Below are 21,939 nucleotides of genomic sequence, written 5' to 3' on the forward strand. Positions count from 1 at the left end.
CGGTGCTATTTTGACAGCCGCATGCCTGCTCCGGACAGAATCGCGGCAATGTTTTCGTCGGTGAGATCCAGATCGAACCACTGTTTGTAGTAGTCCTTTGTGGTCTGTGAAAGATCGATGTCCGAAAACTGCTCCGGATAAAAATGCATCGCGATAAACAGTGCCGCCATATGAGGTTCCATCGATCCCGGATGACACCATCTGGTGACGCCGATGGGCAGCGTCGTCACGCGCTGATTGACGACGGCCCCGAGTCCGGACCATTTCGAATCGCTGAGCATATATTTGGTCGCGTTGATGTCGTTAGCAATGATCGCGTCCGGATTCCAGGTGTAGATCTGCTCCAGTGTCGTCATCGTTTTTTCGGCATCGGTAATCAGACTGCCGCCCTCCGTCGATACATTGATGACGCCGGCCACATCGGTAATCTGGGAACAGAGATCCCCCTTGAGATCGGTTCTGGCCGCCTCATTGACGGCATGATAGACGCGAACCCGGGAGGTCTCGGGAATCTGGCTGACCCGGCTGGCCACCAGATCGAGCGTTTGCTGAAGATCGGCATTGTAGCCGGCGGCCCGCTCCTGCCGGTTGAACACTTCACCGGTGACGGCAACGGCTTTTTTCAGGCCTGCCAGGCTGGCGTAATCCACCACCACCCAGGGAATGCCGGCTTTATCGAGTTTTTCGGTTTCCCCTTTATTAACGGCCGTGCTCTGTCTGATCAGAACCAGATCGGTATCCGTCGCCAGCAGCTCCTCGATATTGATAGCGCCGTCCTGAAACGGCACCGAGATCGCATCGATGTCCGGTATTTTGTAGGCCATCAGCACGTCGCGCTTGATACCGTTGGGGATGCCGACGATCTTGTCCGCTTCCCCCAGCATCGCCACCATATGGGCGGTTGATGCGTAGAGGCAGGCCACCCGTTTCGGTTCCTGCGGAATCACCACTTGCCGGTCCATGCAGTCGACGATGGTTTTTGTCGGCCCCGTGGTCGTCGCCGTCTGTGTCTGGCAGCCGGTCAGTGCCAAAACCGCCAGCGCCAGTAAAAACACGATGCCCAACCTCACGATCCAGGTTTTTTTCATAGCAGCTACCGCCTTTCCTAAATTGTCGTTGCTTCCCTACCGAATATTTTTCAGGGGAACGATGTATTTCCGGCAGATGCCGTCTTCATTGGTGATTCCCAGCGAAGTGATGATTCTGAAGACATCCTTCAGGCTGTCCTTTGTCAGCACTTCAGTCGGCGTTCCGACGGCTTTGAAGGTTCCCTGATTCATCAGGGCGACGCGGGTTTTAACCCCGGCGTTTTCCAGATAAAAGGCCTGGTTCAGAAAATGGGTGGCCATGATGATGGAGAAGCCTTTCTCCTGCACCAGCCAGGTGATGATTTCCATGACCATCAGTTCATGGCGAAAATCGAGATGGGCGGTGGGCTCGTCCATCAGAATAATCCGCGATTCCTGTGCCAGAGCTCTGGCAATCAGCACCAACTGAAGCTCGCCGCCGCTCAACTCGGTGTACAGCCGGTCCTCGAATCCGGCCAACCCCACCTGCGCCAGACTTTCCAGCGCCCGATGGCGTTCTGCGGCATTCGGCGCCGTGAACATTCTGGCGGCATGGGTCCGGCCCATGACCACAATGTCGAGAACCGAGTAGGGAAAGGTTTTGACATGATTCTGCGGAATATAGGCGATGTTTTCGGCAAATTCCCGCGGCTTCATCCGCCGCAGATCGGTACCCGATACTTCAATGTGTCCGCTCTGGGGCTGGTTCATTCCCAGAACGCTGTCGATGAGCGTCGTTTTGCCGCAGCCATTGGGTCCGATAATACAGAATACTTCGCCCGGCCCGATCTCAAAGCTGATGTTTTCAAAGATCGGCCGATCGGCCTGATAACCGAAGGATACCTCGTGCAGACTTAATAATGACATTACCAGTTCCTCCCTTTTGTCTTTTTGAGCAGGTAAATAAAAAACGGACCGCCGATCAGCGCCGTAATGATCCCCAGCGGAATTTCGCCGCCGGTCAGGGTGCGGCAGATGGTGTCGCAGAAAATGACAAAGCAGGCCCCCAGCGACATGCTGGCCGGCACCACCCATTTATTGTCATTGCCCACAAGCATCCGCGCCACATGGGGAATGATCAGTCCGATCCAGCCGACGACGCCACTGACGCAGACGGCCCCGGCCGTTGCCAGCGTTGCCGACGCAATGATAAACGCCTTGTTGCCATTGACGTTAATCCCCAGGGTTTTGGCCTCCCGGTCTCCCATCGACAGCACATTGAGGCGATAGCGCATCAGCAACAAGCCCAGCATTCCCAGCACCATGGGGATAAAGGCCAGCAGCACATCGGCTGTTTTGGTGGATGCCAGGCTTCCCATCAGCCAGAAAGTGATCGCCGGCAGTTGGGTGGACGTATCGGCCATGTATTTCAATAACGAAATAAGGGCTGAAAAAATAGATTGAATAATGGTACCACCCAGCACCAGGGTGATGGTGGGCGAGGTATTGTCGATACGACCGGCAAAATAGCTCAGCACGACGGCGGCCATGCCGAAGATGAAGGCGAAAACCGGGGTCAGAAAGATGCTGTTGAATAAAACGATCGCCAGCGCCGCCCCAAAGCCGGCTCCGGATGAAACTCCCAGGATGCCGCTTGAAACCAGGGGATTTCGAAAGAGTCCCTGAAATGCGGCCCCGCTGGCAGCCAGCGCCGCGCCGACCATTGCGCCCAGAAACGCCCTGGGCAGACGAATCTGCAGAACCACGGCAGCGGTCTCGGTGCTGAGCCCGCTGCTGCGCCCGGTTATTCCCTGCCATAACCCGAGCCAGACATCAGTCAGGGAAACGTAATAACGTCCGATGCAGATCGTTCCAAAGAAAAACACCACCGGCAGAACAACGAGAACGGCGGCAACGACCGTCTTTTTTTTCTGCGTCATCTACGCTTTTTTTCTTCTGATCAGCATGACCGCAGCAATCACGATGACGACCGCCAGCACACCCGACACGATCCAGAGCGTGAAACCGGAATCGGCTGCTGCCGGAGCTGCCGTTCGGAAGCTGATTTCCAGCGGCTGTGCCAGCACAGCCCCGCTTTTCGACGACAGGGTCGTGTCGACTTTGACGGTGTAGGTGGTTCCCTGCTTCAGGGCTTCAGCCGGTGTGATGGTGATGAAGTCGCGCAGATCAGGCTGCAGCTGATCATCAGCCATGGCAATTTCAGCCGGAACCTGCGTGTTGCCGTTCCAGAGCGTAACTGCCTTGAGATTGGCTTCCCGCACGGTGGCATAGGCCACATTTTTGCTGAATTCCAGGGTGATCACTGCGTCCACCGCCACATCGGCGGCATCCTTTGCCGGCGTGGCACTCACCAGGGTCAGCGGCTCACCGCTGCCGCCGCCGGTACCGTCGCCGCTGCCCGGGGCCGTCGCGGTTGCATCCGTGGTCGTTTCCGTCGTGGCCTCCTGAGCGCCGCTTCCAGTGCCGCCGCCAGTTCCAGTCCCGCCGCCGGAGCCGTCACCGCCCGCCGCCAGAGCGACCCCGCCACCGCCGAACGCCAGAATTATCCCCAGCAGAAAGGGCAGCACCCAACTCAATCGTTTTCTTCTTTTCATCTCATTTCTCCTTTGCTCATTTGTTTTCAGGGAATCGCAAAATGCAAAAATCCGTACAATGATTGCTTTGCAAGCAGTTTCCACAACCAATTTTGTAACGTGTAGGCGAACAGTCGATAGACTGTCCGCCGTACAGTGTAAAAATTGGTTCGTGCGAAATTGCTCGCAAAGCTCACGACACTTTCGCAAATAGTCTATTTGGGGTTTTCAGGGAAGCGTGATTTCATGCACAGAATGGCCGCTGCGGTGAAACGCCGGTACCGGCAATTATAGCAGGAAACCGGTTCCTGAGCTACCCATTCCTCTTCGACATCCTGCTCGAAGGCGGCGCAGGCCAGGGCAATGGCCTGCCCCCGCTCCCAGGCGTCGGCCGGCAGCGTTTTTTTACTGTTCATAGAAATATTCCCCCATTCTTCGTATTTCAGACTTGTTGATCGTCTGATAAATTCCCGCCGCCGAGCGGACGACGAAAAGGACGTATTCATGCCGGTACAGCACTGTTTTGGTGCGGCCGCACACCTCAACTTCCACCGCATCATCAAGCGGTTCTTTGGTTCTGAGCTCAAGCACCCGGGTCAGCTCCGGCAACTCCTTGAGCTCGGAAACGCGGTAATGCTGATTGATCTCGATATTTTTCATGCCCGCCTTAACCTCGCCGTCGCTTCCGAAAATACGCAGGCCGACACCGGCCAACGCACCGATGATCCCCTGACCGGTGCCGCCGTGCTCGGACAGATGCAAGCGGTTGTTTTGGGCGCAGCTGATGGCGTCCGCCTTGGTCAGGATTTTTTTCTTGGCATTCTTGCCGAACGCGATCAGTTCCTGATAATCCCTTTCCGCGTCGAATTCCAGAACGCAGAGACCGGGGTCGGAGCCTTCAGCAGCGACTGCATCCAGATGGCCAGAAGCAATTTCAATGATATCCGCAAGCGCGGAAGCCGGCGCTTCGCCGCAGAAACACATGGAACTGTTGTGGGAGGTATAGGGGATATCCTCATGGATATAAAGCTGATGTCTCGTCACCAGCGAACAGGGGCCATAGCCGCGGGCGACCAGCTTTTCGCGGATCTGCTCGGCGATGGTTCCGGTCCCGATGGAATCCAGGTTGTCTGTATCATCAATACACAGGTAGAATTTCATGTTGATTTGCTCCTTCAGGTTTTATAATAATATCATGATCCGTGACTCGCCGCTATTTGTAATTCCAATTAAAGTTGATGCTTGCGTCTGCTGAAAAATCTAGAAAGCATTGAACGAAATAAATTCCTGAATCGTCGTGTTTTGAGCCTGCCGCATCTTTTCGGTTGTATCATACAACAGACACTCGCCCTGATTCAAAAAAACAAGTCGGTCGCAGAGGCGAAAAGCCTGCGCCAGATTATGGGTGATGATGATGACCGTCAGCCCCGTGTCAGCATTACGCCTCTTCAGCGCAGCTTCAATCACCTGCACGCTTTTCGGGTCGATGCTGGCCGTAGGTTCATCCAGAAAGACGACCTCCGGCGAGAAGGAAAGCGCCCTTGCCAGCGCCGTTTTCTGGGACTCTCCTCCCGAAAGGTGTTTGGCATTCTGCTTCTGAATGTCCGCGATCTCGAATTCCTCCAGCAGGCCACGGACAATCCGATTGATTTCCTCCTCCGGATACTTGCGGATTCTCAGCGGATAGGCGATATTTTCGTAAATCGAACGGGAGAAAAGAACCGGACGTTGATTCGCATACGTTATCTTCATTGCGATATCCTGATCAAACGTCTGACCGTCATACCGGACTTCGCCATCGATTGCGGAAATGAGGCCCGCCATGATTTTCATCAGCGTCGTTTTTCCCGATCCGTTGGAGCCGATAATCCCGGTTATTTTTCCCGACTCGAACAAAAGCCGGCTGTATTGACCATTTAAATCGAGAACCACCTTGTCCCCGTATTTTTTGACGATGTGGTTAGTCTCGATCTTCATATTTCGCCCCTTCGCTGAAATGATATAAAATAGAGTTTGTTAAAAACGAGATCGTCATCAGAATAATCCCCATTGCAATGGAGACACTGTATTGACCCATGTTGTTGTTCATGGCGATGAATGTCGTCATGACGCGTGTGAACCCCTTGATGTTGCCGCCGACGATCATCACCGCACCCACTTCCGAAATCGCCCGACCGAAACCGGTGACTAGGGCGATCATGATGCCGCCCTTGAGTTCAAGTATCAGCAGCGTGAGTATATTTATTCTGTTTGCCCCCAGGGTTTTTCCGGTCTGAACAACATCATAGCCGCTGTTTGAGGCATGATTGAAAACAATGCCCATGATAATCGGTGTCACCAGAACCATTTGGGCAATGATCATCGCCGTCGGAGTATACATCAGCCTGAATTGGCCGAGCGGTCCGGATCGGGCCAGAAATAGCGCAGTAAACAAGCCGATAATGACCGGCGGAAACGACATGAAGGTATAGAGGAAGCGGGACACGGTTCTCTTTCCTCTAAAATTGTTGATCCCCAGCAGGATTCCCAGTGGAACACCGATAACCGTTGAAATTAAAGTGGATGTCAGGGATACAAACAGCGATAATCCAACGATCTGAAAGATTTCGGGATCGAAGGAAAAAATAAGATAAAAGGCTTCAACAAAGCCATCAAGTATGTATTGCATTGAATTCTTCCTTAACTGCCAGATCATGGATGAAAAAAATCATCCATGATCTGGGCGATCTGCCTAATTTCATTATTTTGCTGTACCTGGAGTGAATTGCTGATCTCCGTTGATTTTATAGGAGCCAATCAGCTTTTGCGTGTCTTCCGATATAATCCAGTCGACAAAAGCCTGCGCACCTTCACCGTTGATCTGGTCATTGATGGTCGGTGAAACGGCCATAACACCATAGGGATTAAGCAGCAGCGCACCGCCTTCACAGACAATTTCCAGACCGCTCATGGTCTCCTTCATGTTCGAATAAGTCGCACGGTCTGCTAGCGTGTATCCCAGTTTTTCGTTGGTCACGGTAAGCGTATCCCCCATACCGGTGCCGGTTCTGACATACCAGTCGCCTTCTGGCGTGATGCTGGCGGCTTTCCAGATTGCCAGTTCCTTGGTGTTGGTACCAGAAGCGTCATCCCGTGAGACAAATGTCGAAGGCACCGCTGCGATGGCCGTGAATGCTTTAACCGCGTCGTTGCCGGCTGTCGTTTTTACCTTAGCTGGATCATCTTTTGGTCCCAAAACGACAAAGTCATTATACATGACATCAAAACGTTCGGTCGCATATCCATCTGCTACGAATTGATCCTCCTGCGCTCTGGCATGAACCAGCAGTACATCGGCTTCACCATTTTTTCCCATTTCAATGGCTTTACCGGTTCCTACCGCAACCACCTTGACCGCAATACCGGTCTGGGATTCAAAATCAGGCAGAATATAATCCAGCAGTCCACTGTCCTGGGTACTCGTGGTGGTTGCCAGAATAATTTCGCCATTGGATCCGGCTTCCTGTTTTTTTTCAGCCGGAGAACAGGCAGCAGCGCTCAATACTATCGCACCGACAAACAACATGATAACCAATACTGACCATTTCTTTTTCATTTTTTTCCTCCTGTTTTTTTATTTTATGGTTTTCACCAGTGGTGACGTCAAACTGTTTTCAAAAAAAATGACCGCAAAAGCGGTCGGAAAATTCTATGAATTCCACCATCCTTTACACATTGGAAAGTATGATCATTTCTAATCATGCTCTGTCGACTGAAAAGCCGTAGCAACCCTTAGGCTTGTCAGTTTGGATTGTATCATCAGTATTCAACTTAATTTGAGTTTAACAAACACCAGCACTTGCATCAATCAGCGCTTGCATCAATCAGCACTTGCACACAATGAATGTTTTTTTTATCTGTTCTGTTTTTTGTGGTACCGGGAATGATTCCCAAGTCTCATTTTTGCACCTCGATGGGATCTCCGGCTTTTACAACGCCGCCTTTGATCACGGCAGTAAAGACGACCTCGTCAGCCAGCGGGCACTGCCCTTCGGCGCTGGATATCTCGCATCCGAAGCATTTCTTGCCGACCTGGCTGATTTCCTGAATCGTCTCCCCGATCTTCAGTCGGGTTCCCACCGGCAGTTCAAACAGGCGGATATCCGCCGTGATGATGTTCTCATTGAATCGGGCACTGCACAGACCATTGGCGCCGATTTCCTCCATGCGCCGGATGCTGTCACGCCCGAACAGGCTTACCTGTCTTTTTTCTTTGCCGCCATGGCGGTCGCCTTCCAGGCCGAAGCCTTCGATGAATCGTCCGGGTCCCTCGAGACGCACGGTTTTTCCCTTGCTCACACTTAAATTAATCGCCTCAACCAGTCCCATCCGGTTCTCCTTCTTCTTTAGTATTCTGCCATTTCACTCTCTGAATTAACTATTATACCGACAATCGGCCGGAAAGCAAAGTCTTTCTTACCAGTTTTATAAACCGATTCTATTCCTGGGGTCTGCTTTCCTATGGGCAGCGGATAAAATTTCTGACCCACAGGCAGTCTGCGCAGGATGGGGTATTGAAATAGCAGTCGTATTTGGTATCTTCGACCAAACTGCATCCGCCTCTCAAATCACAGTCCACACAGGATGGATACTGATTATTATAAACCGTGTTCCAGAAATTCTGATACTCTTTTCCTGCGATGATTTCCTTGAGCGACTTTTCCTTCACATTCCCAAAAGAATATTTTATGACGCGTTTTTTAGAGCCGAAAACGTACTCGTCATAACTGTTCGCCAGGCGATAACAGGACATGACTTCACCACCGGCATTGATGTAGATATAACCTTTATCAATAAAGGTGCAGCGGCGTTCGGTCTTCAATTCCATATCGGGAATGTTGATTTTGATATCCCGGTAGGTGAAAATCTTTTCCAGAAACGCTTTCCCTTCCGGATTCTCATAGCGCGCGTAGAAGATATCATCTTTATCATTTTCAACCAGGGGCATCAGATGCGAAAGGGATAACCGATGAAATCCATAATATCGCATCATGTTGAGGATATCAAACAAAGCTTCAGCATTGCTTTTTGTCAGCACATAGGCAATGCCCACTTTGGGCGTGGATGATCGGGTTCTCTTATGATAATCGGCAAAATATTCAAAGGTTTTAATCAATTGGTTTCTGATGGCCTGGGTATCCTCGTGATATTTGTCAGCCGAGAAATAGACCTCGCTGAAATTTTCGCAGATCAGCTTGGCGTTTTCTTCGCTCATAATCCCATTGCTGGTGATCAGGCGTTCGTACCCCGCAAACATTTCCACTGCCTCTTTAAAATGGGGATACACCGTCGGTTCCCCGATACCGCCGAAAAACACCTGTTCAAGTGCCGGCAGCTCTTTTACCTGTTCCCGGATGGATTTAAGCAAATCCAGATCCATATCGCCCTCAACGGTGTCCCAGGTATGCCGAAAGCACATCTCACAGTCCAGATTGCAGCGATTGGTCAGTTCGATATAAATACGTTTAATCTCCATGTCTTTCCTCACTTACAGCAGCATAAATCCGCCTCTTTCACATTACTTCATGTTCATAAGATAATATGCTGATTATCTTTTGTCAAGACTTATTTAGCTGCCTGCTGCCTTATATCACTTCCACCCCTCAATAAACTGATCCCGTCAAAAATTCTGTCCGGAGCAATCTCACTGTTCATGACCTAATCATACAACATTATTTACCCCTTTTCGATTTCATTAATCTTAAATTTCCAATGTCAATCGCTTAAGATATAAAAAAAAGCTGTGAAAATTCATTTCTGAATCTTCACAGCTCTGTTTTTTAAATGGTGCGAGAGACGGGGGTCGAACCCGTACGCCTTTCGGCACACGCCTCTGAAACGTGCTTGTCTGCCAGTTCCAACACTCTCGCAATATCTTTTTAAGATACTTGAATATATTACATCTTTTCATCACTCTTGTCAAGTATTTTAATCAATTTTCCTGCATTTTTTTAAAATTTCCATACAGCTAATGCCGTTATTCCCAGTTGCAGAACTAAAATCAGCGGAATACCCAGTTTAAAAAGAGCATGTTTTGTTTTATGATGAAAGCAGTGCATCCCCGCCAGTCCGCCGATACTGCCGCCGATCAGGCAAAACCCGATCAGTGTTTTCTCAGGAATCCGCCATTTTGATTTTTTCGAACGTCGTTTGTCTTTCCAGAACAGAAAAAAAGTGACGAGATTAATCGCGGCGAGATATAAAGTTAAGTACAGCGTTAAATTATTCATCTTGATGTCCTTCAAATTGTTGATCATGTCGGCAGCCTGAGAAACCATGAATGTCTTCCGGCTGCCGTCCATTATTATAATCAATGTTTCTTAAACTAATCGATCACGCTTTATCTTTCCATCAAACCAGGATAGAGCGGATATTTTGCCGTCAGGAAAGCGACTTTTTCAAGCGCCAAGTCCAGGTCTTTCTTGATCAGCGCGGCTTCAATCGCATCGGCCACCATTTCCATATCGTCCTCTTTCAGACCTCTTGAGGTAACGGCAGGTGTTCCCACCCGGATACCGCTGGTGACAAAAGGACTTTCCTTGTCATAGGGAATGGCATTCTTGTTGGCAGTGATATTCACTTTGCCTAAAGTCTCATCGGCTTCTTTTCCGGTTAAACCCACTTTGCTGACATCCAGCAGCATCAGGTGATTATCGGTTCCGCCGGATACAATTCTGAAGCCGCGCTTTTCCAGCGCAGCAGCCAGCACTTTGGCATTTTTGACAACCTGTTCCTGATAAGCCTTAAACTCCGGTGTTGCCGCTTCCTTGAAGGCGATCGCCTTTGCCGCAATCACATGTTCCAGCGGACCACCCTGGGTGCCGGGAAAAACGCCTTTGTCGATCTGCTTGGCAAATTCCTTTTTGCATAGAATAATGCCGCCTCTCGGGCCTCTTAACGTTTTGTGCGTCGTGGTGGTGACAAAATCAGCATAGGGCACCGGGCTCTGATGCTGTCCGGCGGCAACAAGTCCGGCAATATGTGCCATATCCACCATCAGATAGCATCCGGCCGCTTTTGTCATTTTGGAAATGCGTTCAAAATCAATGGCTCTCGGATAGGAGCTGGCCCCGACAACAACCAGTTTGGGATGGTGTTCTTTTATCAGTCTCTCTATTTCATCATATTCAATGGTTTCTGTTTCCTGATCCACACCATACGAAATGAAATGAAAATATTTTCCGGAAAGATTGGCCGGACTGCCGTGGGTTAAGTGTCCGCCCTGATCCAGACGCATGCCTAAAACGGTGTCGCCGGGTTCCAGAATAGCCATGTAAACCGCGGTATTGGCCTGAGCACCGGAATGAGGCTGAACATTGGCATGTTCCGCACCGAAGAGCTCTTTAGCTCGGGCAATGGCAATTCGTTCAATCTCGTCCACATGAACACAGCCCCCGTAAAATCGATGACCGGGGGTGCCTTCGGCATATTTATTGGTTAAATGGCTTCCCATCGCGCTCATAACTGCTTCCGACACAAAGTTTTCAGAGGCGATTAACTCTAAATGACTTTGTTGTCGATGTAATTCCTTTTCCATGAGTTCGTAAATCTCAGGATCTGCAACCTTCACTTCTTCAAAAAACATATTTTCCTCCATAAAACTCTTTCTTATTGTCATTTCACCGATTTGACAGCCTCTCCAATGATGCGGCAATGCTTTTTATATAACTTGATACTTCTTCAGTCTTTTTCTTGAAATAAAACACGAACATAATACCGGACATTAAAAAAAAGATCAGCAATATCGGGATAATGCTCCAAGCCACACCGGCCATACTATTCATAAATTCATTCATATTGACCTCCAGCAGGCAAAGTGTCTTCATCAGAACGACACTTGTACGGCAATAACATTTTCTATTGTAACACTTTATTGAGACTTTGCAATACATTCGGGTAAACTTTTATTAATTATTCGTTTTATGGATTATTTTTTTCTGTTTTTTATTATCGCAGCGAACACAATTTTTCCTGTCTGATCATTTCCGCGTTTTGCCGGTTTTAATTTACAGGCTTTCGTTCTGATTGATAAATATCCCGGATTTTCCGCCTGATTTCTGAGCCAGGAAGATCTTTTCGATGGTCATTCCCCGATCGATCGCCTTGCACATATCGTAAATCGTCAGTGCGGCGATGGATACGGCCGTCAATGCTTCCATCTCCACCCCGGTCTGGCCGGTGTTTTTTACCGTCGCCTCGATCAGAATCCGTGAGTGCTCCTGATCGATTCCAAAAGCAATGTCGCTTCCTGAAATAAAAATATTATGGCACATCGGGATCAGCTCGGCCGTATGCTTGACTCCCATGATCCCGGCAATTTGGGCAACGCCGAGCACGTCCCCTTTTTTCATTTGCCCGTCGATTATTTTCTGTAGGGTTTCCTTTTGCATCCTGATGGCACCTTTGGCCACCGCCACCCGCTCGGTCACATTTTTTTCAGATACGTCCACCATCCGGCCTCTGCCGGCTTCGTTGAAATGGGTAAACTCCAGATTTTCTTTTTCCATTTTTCAGCCTCCAATCTCATTCATGTTTCTCAACAGCTGCTTTTCATTTTCATTAATATGATGCTGCTCGGGTTTTTCACCGATCGCCTGCAAAAGTATTTCTTCGTAAGTCTTTCCCTCTTTTAGCAGGGCCACAATATCAATCTCTCTGTCGGAATGGAGGCACGGCTTGATCTTGCCGTCCGCAGTGACCCGAATACGATTGCATAATTTGCAGAAATGTTTACTGATCGGATTGATCAGACCCACTTTGCCCTTTGCTCCTGGCAGGCGGTAATATTCGGCTGGTCCTGACTTATCCAATTCAATAACTGGTTCCAGTGCCGGCATCCGTTTTATCACTTCATCGTTGGAAAGATACTTGTTTTCAGCGAACCCGCTGGATTCTCCCAGCGGCATCAGTTCAATGAACCGGACATCCACCTCGTGGTCTTTTGTAAAATTGACGAAGGTCTCGATTTCATCATCATTGAATCCGTTGATGAGAACGGTGTTGATTTTTATCGGATGCATGCCGGCTTCCCGTGCCGCGTCAATGCCCGCCAGCACATCTTCAATCTGCCCCCAGCGGGTGATCTGATGATATTTTTGGGGATCAAATGTATCCAGGCTGATATTCACGCGCTGTAATCCGGCTTTTTTCAGCTCTTTTGCATATTTCGGCAACAGAATGCCATTTGTCGTCATGGTCAGATCCTTTATTCCCGGAATTTTTCCGATCTCCCGGACCAGTTCCACCACTCCTTTTCGCACCAATGGTTCCCCGCCAGTCAGGCGAATCTTGTCGATGCCCAATGAAACACCTGCTTTTACAAGGTCAAGCATTTCTTCAAAAGAAAGGTTTTGAACATGAGCATGTTTCGCCACTCCTTCTTCCGGCATACAATACACGCATCGCAAATTGCACAAATCGGTTATGGAGAGACGCATGTAGTTTATTTTTCTCCCGTAATGATCCTTCATCTGTTTCCTGCTTTCTTCCCTGCATTTTTTGAGTTATTTCTCTCCAGGATATTTAATATATAACCCCGACGTAGCTTTTCTAACAAATTTACGTTATCCCTATTTTAACGATTCCTCCTCCAAAAAACAATGAATAATTAAAGGCTTTAATTATTTCCGCAGAATTGATATACTAGGTACTAAAAAGGAGGCGTCAGATATGTCACGATATGAACGAAATTTTCCGACTTTTTCCCGGGAAGACTTTGAATGTATCCAGAAGGCATCGGTTTGTGTTGTCGGCTGTGGCGGTTTGGGCGGATATATTATTGAAATGCTGGCCCGGGTCGGCATCGGTTCGCTGACCCTGATCGACGGGGATTCTTTTGAGGCTTCCAATCAGAATCGTCAGATTCTGTCGACCGAAGATAATTTGGGAACCCCAAAAGCCGAGGCGGCCGCCGCCCGCGTCAGGCTTATTAACAAAAATGTCAAAACCAGCTTTCACCATGCTTTTTTAACCGCCGAAAACGGCTCCGCCCTTCTCGGCGACTCCGATCTGGTCATGGACGCGTTGGATAATGTACCGGCCCGTTTGCTGATTCAGGCGTTGTGTCGAGAAAAGAACATTCCGTTGATTCATGGCGCCATCGGTGGCTGGTCCGCACAGGTGACCACCGTATTTCCGGGCGACGACACGCTAACCCGACTTTTTGCGGCAGAAAAAGGCTATGACTCAAAAGTATTGGGGAATCCTTCTTTCACGCCCGCCTTGACAGCTTCCATTCAGGTATCGGAAGCGTTGAAAGTGATCACCGGAAAAAAAGAGGAACTGCTGCGCAACCAACTCTTGTATATTGATTTGTTTTCAAATGAATTCTTTACACTGGATATTTAAGGAGGAAAAAAATGTATCGAACAGGAATCATGACCTTGAGCGACAAAGGCTCCCAGGGTCTGCGAGAAGATAAAAGCGGCCCCTTAATTCAGACGATGCTGGAATCATCCGGTATTTATGAAGTGGTAAAAACCATCATTCTCCCCGACGATATCGAGACCATTAAAAACGCTCTGATTGATTGGGCGGACAACGATGATCTGGATTTGATTTTAACCACCGGCGGCACCGGCTTTTCCCAACGGGACTGGACCCCGGAAGCCACGATGGCCGTCTGTGACCGGACGGCCCCGGGGATTCCAGAAGCCATGCGCTACGCCAGCCTGCAGATCACACCCAAAGCGATGCTAAGCCGGGCAGCGGCCGGCATCCGCAAAAAAACGCTGATCATCAATCTTCCCGGCAGTCCGAAAGCGGTTAAAGAAAACCTGGAAGCCATTCTGCCGGCACTGGATCATGGACTGGAAATGCTGCTGAGTTCCGGCTCCGCCGACTGTGGTCAACCCGTCAAATGATATAAAGCCGACAAGGCAAAAAAATACCGACCAATGTTATATCAGGTTGTGCGTCAAAGCGCGCAACTGATTAACAATGGCCGGTATGATGGTTAATTTAGAACCTAAAGTTCCATGCTGTTGAGAATATCACGCAATTGTGCCAGTTCGTCGGCTGTCAGCGTAATTCCCTTTCTCATTTTTTCATGATCCGCATTCCAGTCCCGCAGATCATACTTGGGGTCGCGTTCATTCCAGCTGACCAGATTCAATTCTTTTTGCCATCCATTTGGCAATTCACTCAATACGCCGATTTCTTCTACAATTTTAAAAGTAATTGCTGCCATTTTATCCTCGCTCTTTATCGTAATAATTCGTCCAGTTTTCCACTGGAATCAATCGCTTTAAGTTCAGAAAAGCCGCCAATAAATGTCTCGCCGATAAAAATAAAAGGCACGGTACGCTGGCCCGTCTGTTCTTCCAGACGCCGCCTTGTGTTTTCATCATCATAAATCTCGATGTCTGTATACTTCAGACCTTTACCATCCAGAAGCTTTTTCGCATGATTGCAGTACGGACAAAACGCCCAGGTATATAACTTTATCTCCTTTTCCATCGGTCATCCTTTCTAACTATTCCAGTTTAAATCCATCCATATTGTTTCATTTTAAACCTTATTCGCCAACTGTCAATAAATAATTCTTAAATATTTGTAGAATTATTCGCTTATTTATCGTATTATTATTGTATCGAAAAAAAATAAGGAGATCAAGATGCAAAATGTAACCGTAGTGGATCATCCACTCATCACCCACAAATTAACTCACCTTCGGAAGATTGAAACCCCTTCCCGGGAATTCAGAGAACTGGTAAAGGAACTGTCCAGCCTGATGGCATGGGAAGTGACCAAGAATTTCCCACTGAAAGAAATCGACATTGAAACCCCGATCTGTAAAACAACACAGAAAGTTCTGGCTGAAAAAGACGTGGTCATTGTCCCGATTCTGCGCGCCGGTTTGGGCATGGTTGAAGGCTTCACCAATATTATCCCCAAGGCAAAGATCGGCCATATCGGTCTTTACCGGGACCCGGAAACCCTGGAAGCCGTTGAGTACTATAAAAAACTGCCAACCGATATTGCCGAAAGAGAAGCGATTATCGTTGATCCGATGCTCGCTACCGGTGTTTCTGTCATCCATACCATCCGACTTTTGAAAGAAGCCCATTGTCCCAACATCAAAGTTGTTCATATTCTTGCCTGTCCCGAAGGGCTCAAAGCGGTGACGACAGCTTACCCGGACATCCCGATCTTCTGTGCTGCCATCGATGATCACCTTAACGAACATGCCTATATCGTTCCCGGTTTGGGCGATGCCGGCGACCGACTATTCGGTACAAAATAAGTCAGATTACATTTTAATATTTAGTAATATAATTGGAGGCTGCCATGAAACGATCAGGATATAATTTGTTTACAGCAATTGCACTTATCGTTGGAGTCGTCGTTGGATCCGGTATATTTTTTAAAAGCGATAATATTCTTATCGCCACCGGTGGAAATGTCTTTCTGGGAATACTCATTTTTGTCGTCGCTGCAATCAGCATCGTCTTTGGATGCCTGACCATTGCCGAGCTTGCCGCAAGAACCGACCTTCCCGGCGGTATTCTCACCTACGCCAAAGAATTCATCAGTCCAAGTATCGGCTCCGCTTATGGCTGGTTCCAGACGTTTATTTATCTGCCGACCATCACCGCCATTTTGGCCTGGGTATCCGGCATTTACTTCTGTATTCTGTTTAATGTGGAGCAAACGCTGGAAATCCAGATTTTAACGGGGATCGGCTGCTTTACTGTTTTGTATATCACCAACATCCTTTCCGCTAAAATCGGCGGACAGTTTCAAAGCCTTGCGATGATCATCAAACTCTTCCCGCTGATTCTGATCGGCGTTGCCGGTTTGCTATTCGGCGGAAGCGGTGACTACTTTACCAATGAAGCCCTCTCCTAGGTCGCCTCCACCGGATGGCTTGGCGCGATTGCGCCCATTGCTTTTTCTTTTGATGGCTGGATTATTTCCACCGCCGTCGCCTATGAAATAAAAAACAGCAAACGCAACCTGCCGCTGGCGCTTACAATCAGCCCCATCGTGATCCTGGTGCTCTATGTGATTTATTTTATCGGCATTTCCAACCTGATCGGGCCCACTGCCATCATGGAAATGGGCGATGCACATCTGGATTATGCCGCCACGATGATTTTTGGTGCTGGCGGCGCAAAAATAGCCATGCTGTTTGTGTTTATCTCTGTTCTCGGCACCCTGAACGGATTGATTATGGGGATGATCCGGCTGCCCTACGCCCTTGGCCTGGATAACATGATTCCAAAGGCGAAAAGCCTGGCAAAAATATCTCCCCGATTCAATTTTCCGGTTAATTCAGCCCTCTTCGCTTTGATCATTGTGGCGTTCTGGCTGATAGTTCACTATTTCACCCAGAAATTCTCATTGTTCCCGAATTCAGATATTTCGGAAATTGCCATCGTTGCCAGCTATCTGCTGTACCTCGGTCTTTATTATAAGGTTTTTGATTTATGGCGAAAGAAGCAAATCAAGAGCGTCTTTCGGGGCCTGATCTGTCCGATCCTCGCTTCCATCGGATCGTTGATTATTTTCTCGGGCGGCCTTCAAAACCCGCTGTTCGGACTGTATCTGCTGATCTGCCTGATCGCCTTCGGATCCGGCTATCTCTACCACCGCTTTTTTGTCTTAAAAAAATAAAAGTATTTTTTTATTTTTATGTTAGTTTTAAACAAATGGGGTATATAGTTTGTATATAGCTTTTCTCCTCAAAGCATATACAACAGAAAGAAAGGCCATCTCCTGGTTGGGATGGCCTTTCTTTCTGTTGTAACTTTAATTCAGACGTAAATGATGTTGACTTCTTTATTGAAGCTGCGCAGCAAATCGATGAGTTCCTGAGTAATTCGCCATTTTGTGCTTAATTCCTCTGGAAAATCGGGATTCTGATGATCCGGATTGATTGAATTCCCCATGATGATGTCAATGGTCGTGCATTTGTTGATCAGATAGTCAGCCAGCATCGAAGCCCCGTTTTTTTCTTTAAAGATCTCATGTCCGACATTGTTTTTTTTGTATTCATTCAGCAATCGCACCGTTTCCCTGATCGTCAGGACGCCTTCGGTCACCAAATCCACACTTTTCATATAGCCGACAGGCGGTACTCTTTCCGAAATAGTGGAAAGATCGATTTCGATTTCTTCGCCGTACTCCCGCGAAACAATATTTCCGGCCGTGCCACCACAGACTATTTTTTTCCCCCGGGCCTTATCCAGCAGCCGCTTCACTTCAGCATCCTTGGACATGTCAAGCGGCGGACCGGAAAATATTGTCAGATATTTTCGTTCCTCAGCCCTGATCACCACCACGGTGGTATCATCCCCTGGTTCCTCGCCGTAAAGATTATAGCAGGTGTCGATCAGCGCCATGGAAATTTCTTTTGCATTTTTATTTTCATAGGTCCGGGCCAATAAATAATCCGAGGCTTCTTCCCACTGCCAGCCAAAGTTCAGAAAATTCCCGATGCCCGCATGAATGACGCCGTCACTGAAGAAAGCCATGATGTCATCTTTTTCAATTTCGATCGTCGTTTCAAAAACCGATTTTTCCTGAAACTGAATCGGCTTCCGGTCCAGTTCGATGATCTCTCCATCGCGAATGTATACCAGCGGCGGATTGTCAAATTCAAGTATATAGGCGGTTCGGTTGCGGAAAACCTGTACGATGGTAAAAGTGGAATAAGCCAGCTTGCGCACCTGGCATTTTGGCAGTGTGGCTTCCAGTGTTTCAAGCACATCCATGATGCCCATTTTTTCTTCCAGCATCGTCGCGGCAATGGTTGACGTCATCGTTGCCAGAATATTGGCTTTGACACCACTGCCCAGGCCATCAGCCAATACCACGATGACGCTTTCGTCGTTGATTCGAACTTCGACATTGTCGCCACAGAGTTCTTCGTGAACCTTGTTGACACTGTCGTGGGCGATATCCATAAATAACGGCATTACAGTTCATCCTCCCGATTTCCCACAATTTTCTGCAGTTTTGTCAAGGTCACCTTGGTTTCAGCCGTTGTTTCCCCCAATAGTCCTGCGATTTCATGCGCAACCCGCATTTGTTTGTCGATAACCCGCTGCGCCATGCCCAGTGTTTCTTCCTGTATTTTGAGAAACGCCTGTTCCTGCCGTTCCTGTTTGGTGATGTCAACAAATATCCCCATGTACAGTTCCTGCTCGGGAATGTAAGTCAGTATTTCCATAAAAACAAGGTTTTCGCGTTCATAGACGCCTTTTCCCGTGTAGAGGCAGTTGACTTCCGGATTCAGCTTCTTGAACGGTTCGTAATCCAGCGCTTCCATGAAGTTGTAATGGAAAACATCGCCCTTACTGACCTTGAAAAGTCTTTCCGCCGCGCCGTTGAACTCAATAATGCGGTAGTTTTTATCCAGAATGGCAATGGCATTCGGCGTTGTTGTCACAATGATATTGGAGATGGCTTCATTCTGACTCGAGATCAGCGGCAGACACATTTCTATTTCTGCCATATTCCAGTAGACAGCTCGGGCTTTGTCCCGACAGGTATCATAGCCGCAGGTGCCGCAGTTGAGTTCATCCCGTTTGCTGAATTTTGACATCTGTCTCATAATTTTTTCCAGCTCTTCTTCCGGCACTTCACCGAGATGGTGCACCGGTCGTTTTTGAAAGTGTCTTCTGGTATCAATTTCAGGGAGTTTTTCAGCTGTAACTTTGTTCCGGTTCATGTCAATGTAGGTTTGGAGCATCTCCACCTTTTCAAATTTGGATAATAAGCTGTGAATATTGCCAGGTCCGTTAATGCAGCCTTCTTCACATGCGTTCATTTCGATCCAATAGTTTTTGTCCAAATTATGTATTTCATCCATAAACTGAATGCAATCTTCAACCCCGTCGATCTGCAGGATTCTCCGGCTGCCATCCAGACCTTCAACACAACTTTTTGACAGGCCGCCGATTTGCGGATATAACCGGCCGACGTTTGATCCGATGACATCGAATGCTTCCACATCTGCTTTGGTGGCATCAATGCATTCTCTTTTCATCCATGTATCAATTTCATCAAATGTCAGGACCGCATCGATAATTCCGCTGACCTCTTTTTCAAGCACTTCCATTTTTTTTGCGAGACAAGCCCCGGCAAAGACGATCTTCGCATCAGGATATTTTTCCCGCAGAATTTTCCCGTGAGCAATCATCGGTGAAACCTCTTTGCTCAAAGCGGAAACATATTGCGGATAATAAATTTCGATCAGGTTTTTGATCGCCGCACAGGAGGAGGCAATCACAAACTGTCTGTCGCTGTAATAATCTTTGATATAGGAATCAGCGACCACATCTCCGCCAACCGATGTTTCTTCAATCACAGTAAATCCCAATGCTCTGAGCGCGCCGAGATACCGTCTGGGGTGATCCATATAATAAGCAGACGGAAAAACCCCCGACAAACTCAAGACGACTTGTTCATTTTTTAGCCATTGTTTCACAAGTGAAACATCGCTTTTTATTTCCTTTGCGTTATGAGGGCAGATTTTAATACAGTTACCGCACCCAATGCACATCGATTCAATAATCTGCGCATGTTTGTCCTTCAGCTTGATCGCTTTGATCGGACAATTCCGAATACACTTATAACAATTCCGACATTTCTCTTTTGAAAAATTAATAATACCCAATTAATTCTCTCCTATTATCTGATCGAAAATTTTTCCCACATTCTCCATCGAAACAGCATAAATAACATCATTATGCTCTACCGAAACACCATCCGCACAATGCCCCATACAGAATGACCCAACCAGTTCGACCTCGTCCTTTAAACCACGCTCATCGATCAGCCGATTGAATGCCTGGACCACCTTGTAGGACCCATTGACATGGCAGGCACTGCCAACACAAACTCTTATTGTTTTCATTTCGCGTTCCTCTTCCAAAATTCTGATTACTTCATGTTATCACCAGAAAATTTGACTGTCAACGTTTCAATCTGAAATTCCCGAATTTACCATAAATATTTCTGTTCAAACTTTCCTTCTACCTTGACGTTAGCCGTATTATTTGATAGAATCAGACTAGTTGAATATTGTTTTTTTTCGAGAAAAATGAACAATCCGGCTATTTCAGTGTTTTTATTTTTAAGTGAATCGCATATCATTAACAATACCCATAATAACGCCCAGTAAAAATGAAGATATTTATGTAATTCAGACTGTTTTGGAAGCAGTCATTTTATTTTTTTCACGTGTTATTTCGTGACGTCAAGTCGAAAACTGCTTAATACGGGTCTGTTAAATTACAAAACACACTGACAATCGCCATTAAATACAACTGAATATAACGATGCTCAACTTTCCCAGCTCTAAAATTCAGCTAAGACCTTAAAACAACACACTCTGCTACTTCTGAAAAACAGAAGTTGACAGAAAAATGCACCCAACGTCTGATATAATGTAGATGCAAACCAAACAAAAATCAGACAGGAAAGGTGCATACCACTATGATAAACCAAAACAACCCATCCTGCCAGTTTCAATGCTTTAAAAGCTTTTAAAGCATTGAAACTGGCAGGATTACTCAGAGATTCCGGCATCCGCAAAGCACAGGGCATAAAAGTTACCCAAGTTTTCGAATTGCTGTTACTCCTTGCGTTTCAGGGAAAAAATCTGTATCGTTACCTGGATTCAAAATATCAGGAAACAGCGGCATCCAAAAATACATACTATCGGTTTTTGAATACCTCAACTTACAACTGGCGACGGTTTCTGACATTGCTGTCTGCTAAAGTCATTTCGTCATTCAGTCGATTGACTCGTCCGGATCGGATTAAGGTTTTTGTTCTTGATGATTCGGTTATCAGCCGGAACCGGAGCAAGCATGTTGAATTGCTGGCTAATCTCTATGACCACGCCGACCATCGCTTCATCAAAGGCTTTACCATGCTGGCTCTTGGCTGGACCGATGGTTACAGTTTTGTTCCAACCGATTTTGCGATGATGTCATCCGCCAGCAAAGCAAATCGGATACAAGAAGTTTCCGAAGCAATTGACAAACGCACCAGTGGTTACAAACGTCGAAGCGAAGCCATCAAAAAGAAAACAGATGTTGCTATCCAAATGATCAAGAACGCTCTAAAGCAAGGCGTTCAGGCAGATTATGTCTTAATGGATACCTGGTTTACCCATGAACCGATGATTCGTTCCATTCTGGATGAAGGTCTGGATGTGATTGGGATGGTCAAGCAGTTAAAACAACGTTATCACTACAAAGAAGGATTTTATACCCTTCCAGAGTTGCGCAAACTCCTACCTGAACATACACCCGGAAACCAGTTTGGTTCCATCATTGTAAAAA

At 47.5% G+C, this 21,939-nt stretch carries 25 protein-coding genes, 1 tRNA gene, 1 pseudogene and 1 riboswitch; of the genes and pseudogenes, 5 read left to right on the forward strand and 22 right to left on the reverse strand.

Features of this window, described 5'->3' with window-relative positions:
* Nucleotides 1-5: 5 nt before the first annotated feature.
* From GH808_RS06820 to moaA, 17 genes are all read right to left on the reverse strand, one after another.
* Nucleotides 6-1,088 carry an ABC transporter substrate-binding protein gene (locus GH808_RS06820; RefSeq protein WP_186842032.1) on the reverse strand — a complete coding sequence of 361 codons (1,083 nt, stop codon included), beginning with the start codon at nt 1,086-1,088 and terminating at the stop codon, nt 6-8.
* A gap of 36 nt (nt 1,089-1,124) precedes the next feature.
* Nucleotides 1,125-1,934 (reverse strand): ABC transporter ATP-binding protein, encoded by an 810-nt coding sequence (locus GH808_RS06825; protein ID WP_186842033.1) that lies wholly within the window; start codon nt 1,932-1,934, stop codon nt 1,125-1,127.
* Nucleotides 1,934-2,947, reverse strand: a complete 1,014-nt coding sequence (locus tag GH808_RS06830) for a FecCD family ABC transporter permease (RefSeq protein ID WP_186842034.1) — start codon at nt 2,945-2,947, stop codon at nt 1,934-1,936. Before GH808_RS06830 ends, GH808_RS06825 begins: the two co-directional genes overlap by 1 nt.
* Nucleotides 2,948-3,706, reverse strand: a complete 759-nt coding sequence (locus GH808_RS06835; protein WP_186842035.1) for an Ig-like domain-containing domain — start codon at nt 3,704-3,706, stop codon at nt 2,948-2,950.
* A 110-nt stretch (nt 3,707-3,816) separates the two neighbouring features.
* Nucleotides 3,817-4,017 (reverse strand): hypothetical protein, encoded by a 201-nt coding sequence (locus tag GH808_RS06840; RefSeq protein ID WP_186842036.1) that lies wholly within the window; start codon nt 4,015-4,017, stop codon nt 3,817-3,819.
* A complete protein-coding gene (locus GH808_RS06845) occupies nt 4,007-4,762 on the reverse strand; it encodes a hypothetical protein (protein ID WP_186842037.1) in 756 nt (251 codons plus the stop codon). The genes GH808_RS06840 and GH808_RS06845 overlap by 11 nt, the downstream gene beginning before the upstream one ends.
* Nucleotides 4,763-4,861: 99 nt before the next feature.
* Nucleotides 4,862-5,578: an ABC transporter ATP-binding protein gene (locus GH808_RS06850; RefSeq protein WP_186842038.1), complete on the reverse strand. Its 717-nt coding sequence runs from the start codon at nt 5,576-5,578 to the stop codon at nt 4,862-4,864.
* A complete protein-coding gene (locus GH808_RS06855; protein WP_186842039.1) occupies nt 5,562-6,269 on the reverse strand; it encodes an ABC transporter permease in 708 nt (235 codons plus the stop codon). Before GH808_RS06855 ends, GH808_RS06850 begins: the two co-directional genes overlap by 17 nt.
* Nucleotides 6,270-6,341: 72 nt before the next feature.
* The gene (locus GH808_RS06860) at nt 6,342-7,196 is read right to left on the reverse strand and encodes an ABC transporter substrate-binding protein (protein WP_186842040.1); all 855 of its coding nucleotides are present in this window, start codon (nt 7,194-7,196) and stop codon (nt 6,342-6,344) included.
* Nucleotides 7,197-7,287: 91 nt separating this feature from the next.
* A riboswitch (molybdenum cofactor riboswitch) is annotated at nt 7,288-7,404 on the reverse strand.
* A 133-nt stretch (nt 7,405-7,537) separates the two neighbouring features.
* Nucleotides 7,538-7,969, reverse strand: a complete 432-nt coding sequence (locus GH808_RS06865; protein WP_186842041.1) for an MOSC domain-containing protein — start codon at nt 7,967-7,969, stop codon at nt 7,538-7,540.
* A gap of 130 nt (nt 7,970-8,099) precedes the next feature.
* Nucleotides 8,100-9,116, reverse strand: coding sequence for a radical SAM protein (locus tag GH808_RS06870; RefSeq protein ID WP_186842042.1), 1,017 nt, complete (start codon nt 9,114-9,116; stop codon nt 8,100-8,102).
* A 309-nt stretch (nt 9,117-9,425) separates the two neighbouring features.
* A tRNA-Leu gene (locus GH808_RS06875) sits at nt 9,426-9,510 on the reverse strand.
* An 81-nt stretch (nt 9,511-9,591) separates the two neighbouring features.
* A complete protein-coding gene (locus GH808_RS06880) occupies nt 9,592-9,954 on the reverse strand; it encodes a DUF1294 domain-containing protein (protein WP_311135759.1) in 363 nt (120 codons plus the stop codon).
* 26 nt (nt 9,955-9,980) lie between these two features.
* A complete protein-coding gene (locus tag GH808_RS06885) occupies nt 9,981-11,225 on the reverse strand; it encodes a serine hydroxymethyltransferase (protein WP_186842043.1) in 1,245 nt (414 codons plus the stop codon).
* 34 nt (nt 11,226-11,259) lie between these two features.
* A complete protein-coding gene (locus GH808_RS06890) occupies nt 11,260-11,436 on the reverse strand; it encodes a hypothetical protein (RefSeq protein WP_186842044.1) in 177 nt (58 codons plus the stop codon).
* Between the two features lie 210 nt (nt 11,437-11,646).
* Nucleotides 11,647-12,132, reverse strand: a complete 486-nt coding sequence (gene moaC, locus GH808_RS06895) for a cyclic pyranopterin monophosphate synthase MoaC (protein ID WP_338000868.1) — start codon at nt 12,130-12,132, stop codon at nt 11,647-11,649.
* Nucleotides 12,133-12,150: 18 nt separating this feature from the next.
* Nucleotides 12,151-13,110, reverse strand: coding sequence for a GTP 3',8-cyclase MoaA (gene moaA / locus GH808_RS06900; RefSeq protein WP_186842046.1), 960 nt, complete (start codon nt 13,108-13,110; stop codon nt 12,151-12,153).
* A 199-nt stretch (nt 13,111-13,309) separates the two neighbouring features.
* On the opposite strand from moaA, the gene GH808_RS06905 reads away from it, so the two are divergent.
* Nucleotides 13,310-13,987 (forward strand): HesA/MoeB/ThiF family protein, encoded by a 678-nt coding sequence (locus tag GH808_RS06905; protein WP_186842047.1) that lies wholly within the window; start codon nt 13,310-13,312, stop codon nt 13,985-13,987.
* Between the two features lie 11 nt (nt 13,988-13,998).
* Nucleotides 13,999-14,502, forward strand: a complete 504-nt coding sequence (locus tag GH808_RS06910) for a MogA/MoaB family molybdenum cofactor biosynthesis protein (RefSeq protein ID WP_186842048.1) — start codon at nt 13,999-14,001, stop codon at nt 14,500-14,502.
* A 104-nt stretch (nt 14,503-14,606) separates the two neighbouring features.
* On the opposite strand, the gene GH808_RS06915 is transcribed toward GH808_RS06910, so the two are convergent.
* Together GH808_RS06915 and grxC are read right to left on the reverse strand one after the other, a co-directional pair.
* Nucleotides 14,607-14,828 (reverse strand): YdbC family protein, encoded by a 222-nt coding sequence (locus GH808_RS06915; RefSeq protein WP_186842049.1) that lies wholly within the window; start codon nt 14,826-14,828, stop codon nt 14,607-14,609.
* 14 nt (nt 14,829-14,842) lie between these two features.
* Nucleotides 14,843-15,097: a glutaredoxin 3 gene (gene grxC, locus GH808_RS06920; RefSeq protein WP_186842050.1), complete on the reverse strand. Its 255-nt coding sequence runs from the start codon at nt 15,095-15,097 to the stop codon at nt 14,843-14,845.
* A gap of 157 nt (nt 15,098-15,254) precedes the next feature.
* Here grxC and upp point away from each other — a divergent pair, with 157 nt between their 5' ends.
* Both upp and GH808_RS06930 read left to right on the forward strand, forming a co-directional pair.
* Nucleotides 15,255-15,884, forward strand: coding sequence for a uracil phosphoribosyltransferase (gene upp / locus GH808_RS06925; protein WP_186842051.1), 630 nt, complete (start codon nt 15,255-15,257; stop codon nt 15,882-15,884).
* A gap of 44 nt (nt 15,885-15,928) precedes the next feature.
* Nucleotides 15,929-17,257, forward strand: a pseudogene (locus GH808_RS06930) (APC family permease).
* Nucleotides 17,258-17,397: 140 nt separating this feature from the next.
* Here the strand turns inward: GH808_RS06930 and GH808_RS06935 are convergent.
* From GH808_RS06935 to GH808_RS06945, 3 genes are read right to left on the reverse strand one after another with little or no spacing between them, the layout of a single operon-like run.
* Nucleotides 17,398-18,561, reverse strand: coding sequence for a PP2C family protein-serine/threonine phosphatase (locus GH808_RS06935; RefSeq protein ID WP_186842052.1), 1,164 nt, complete (start codon nt 18,559-18,561; stop codon nt 17,398-17,400).
* Nucleotides 18,561-20,264 carry a [Fe-Fe] hydrogenase large subunit C-terminal domain-containing protein gene (locus GH808_RS06940; RefSeq protein ID WP_186842053.1) on the reverse strand — a complete coding sequence of 568 codons (1,704 nt, stop codon included), beginning with the start codon at nt 20,262-20,264 and terminating at the stop codon, nt 18,561-18,563. Before GH808_RS06940 ends, GH808_RS06935 begins: the two co-directional genes overlap by 1 nt.
* Nucleotides 20,265-20,504 (reverse strand): (2Fe-2S) ferredoxin domain-containing protein, encoded by a 240-nt coding sequence (locus GH808_RS06945; protein WP_186842054.1) that lies wholly within the window; start codon nt 20,502-20,504, stop codon nt 20,265-20,267.
* A gap of 639 nt (nt 20,505-21,143) precedes the next feature.
* Here GH808_RS06945 and GH808_RS06950 point away from each other — a divergent pair.
* A partial coding sequence (locus tag GH808_RS06950) for an IS4 family transposase (protein WP_186842055.1) occupies nt 21,144-21,939 on the forward strand: 796 nt, incomplete at its 3' end.

This window comes from Acetobacterium fimetarium (assembly GCF_014284475.1).
GTDB classification, from domain to species: domain Bacteria; phylum Bacillota; class Clostridia; order Eubacteriales; family Eubacteriaceae; genus Acetobacterium; species Acetobacterium fimetarium.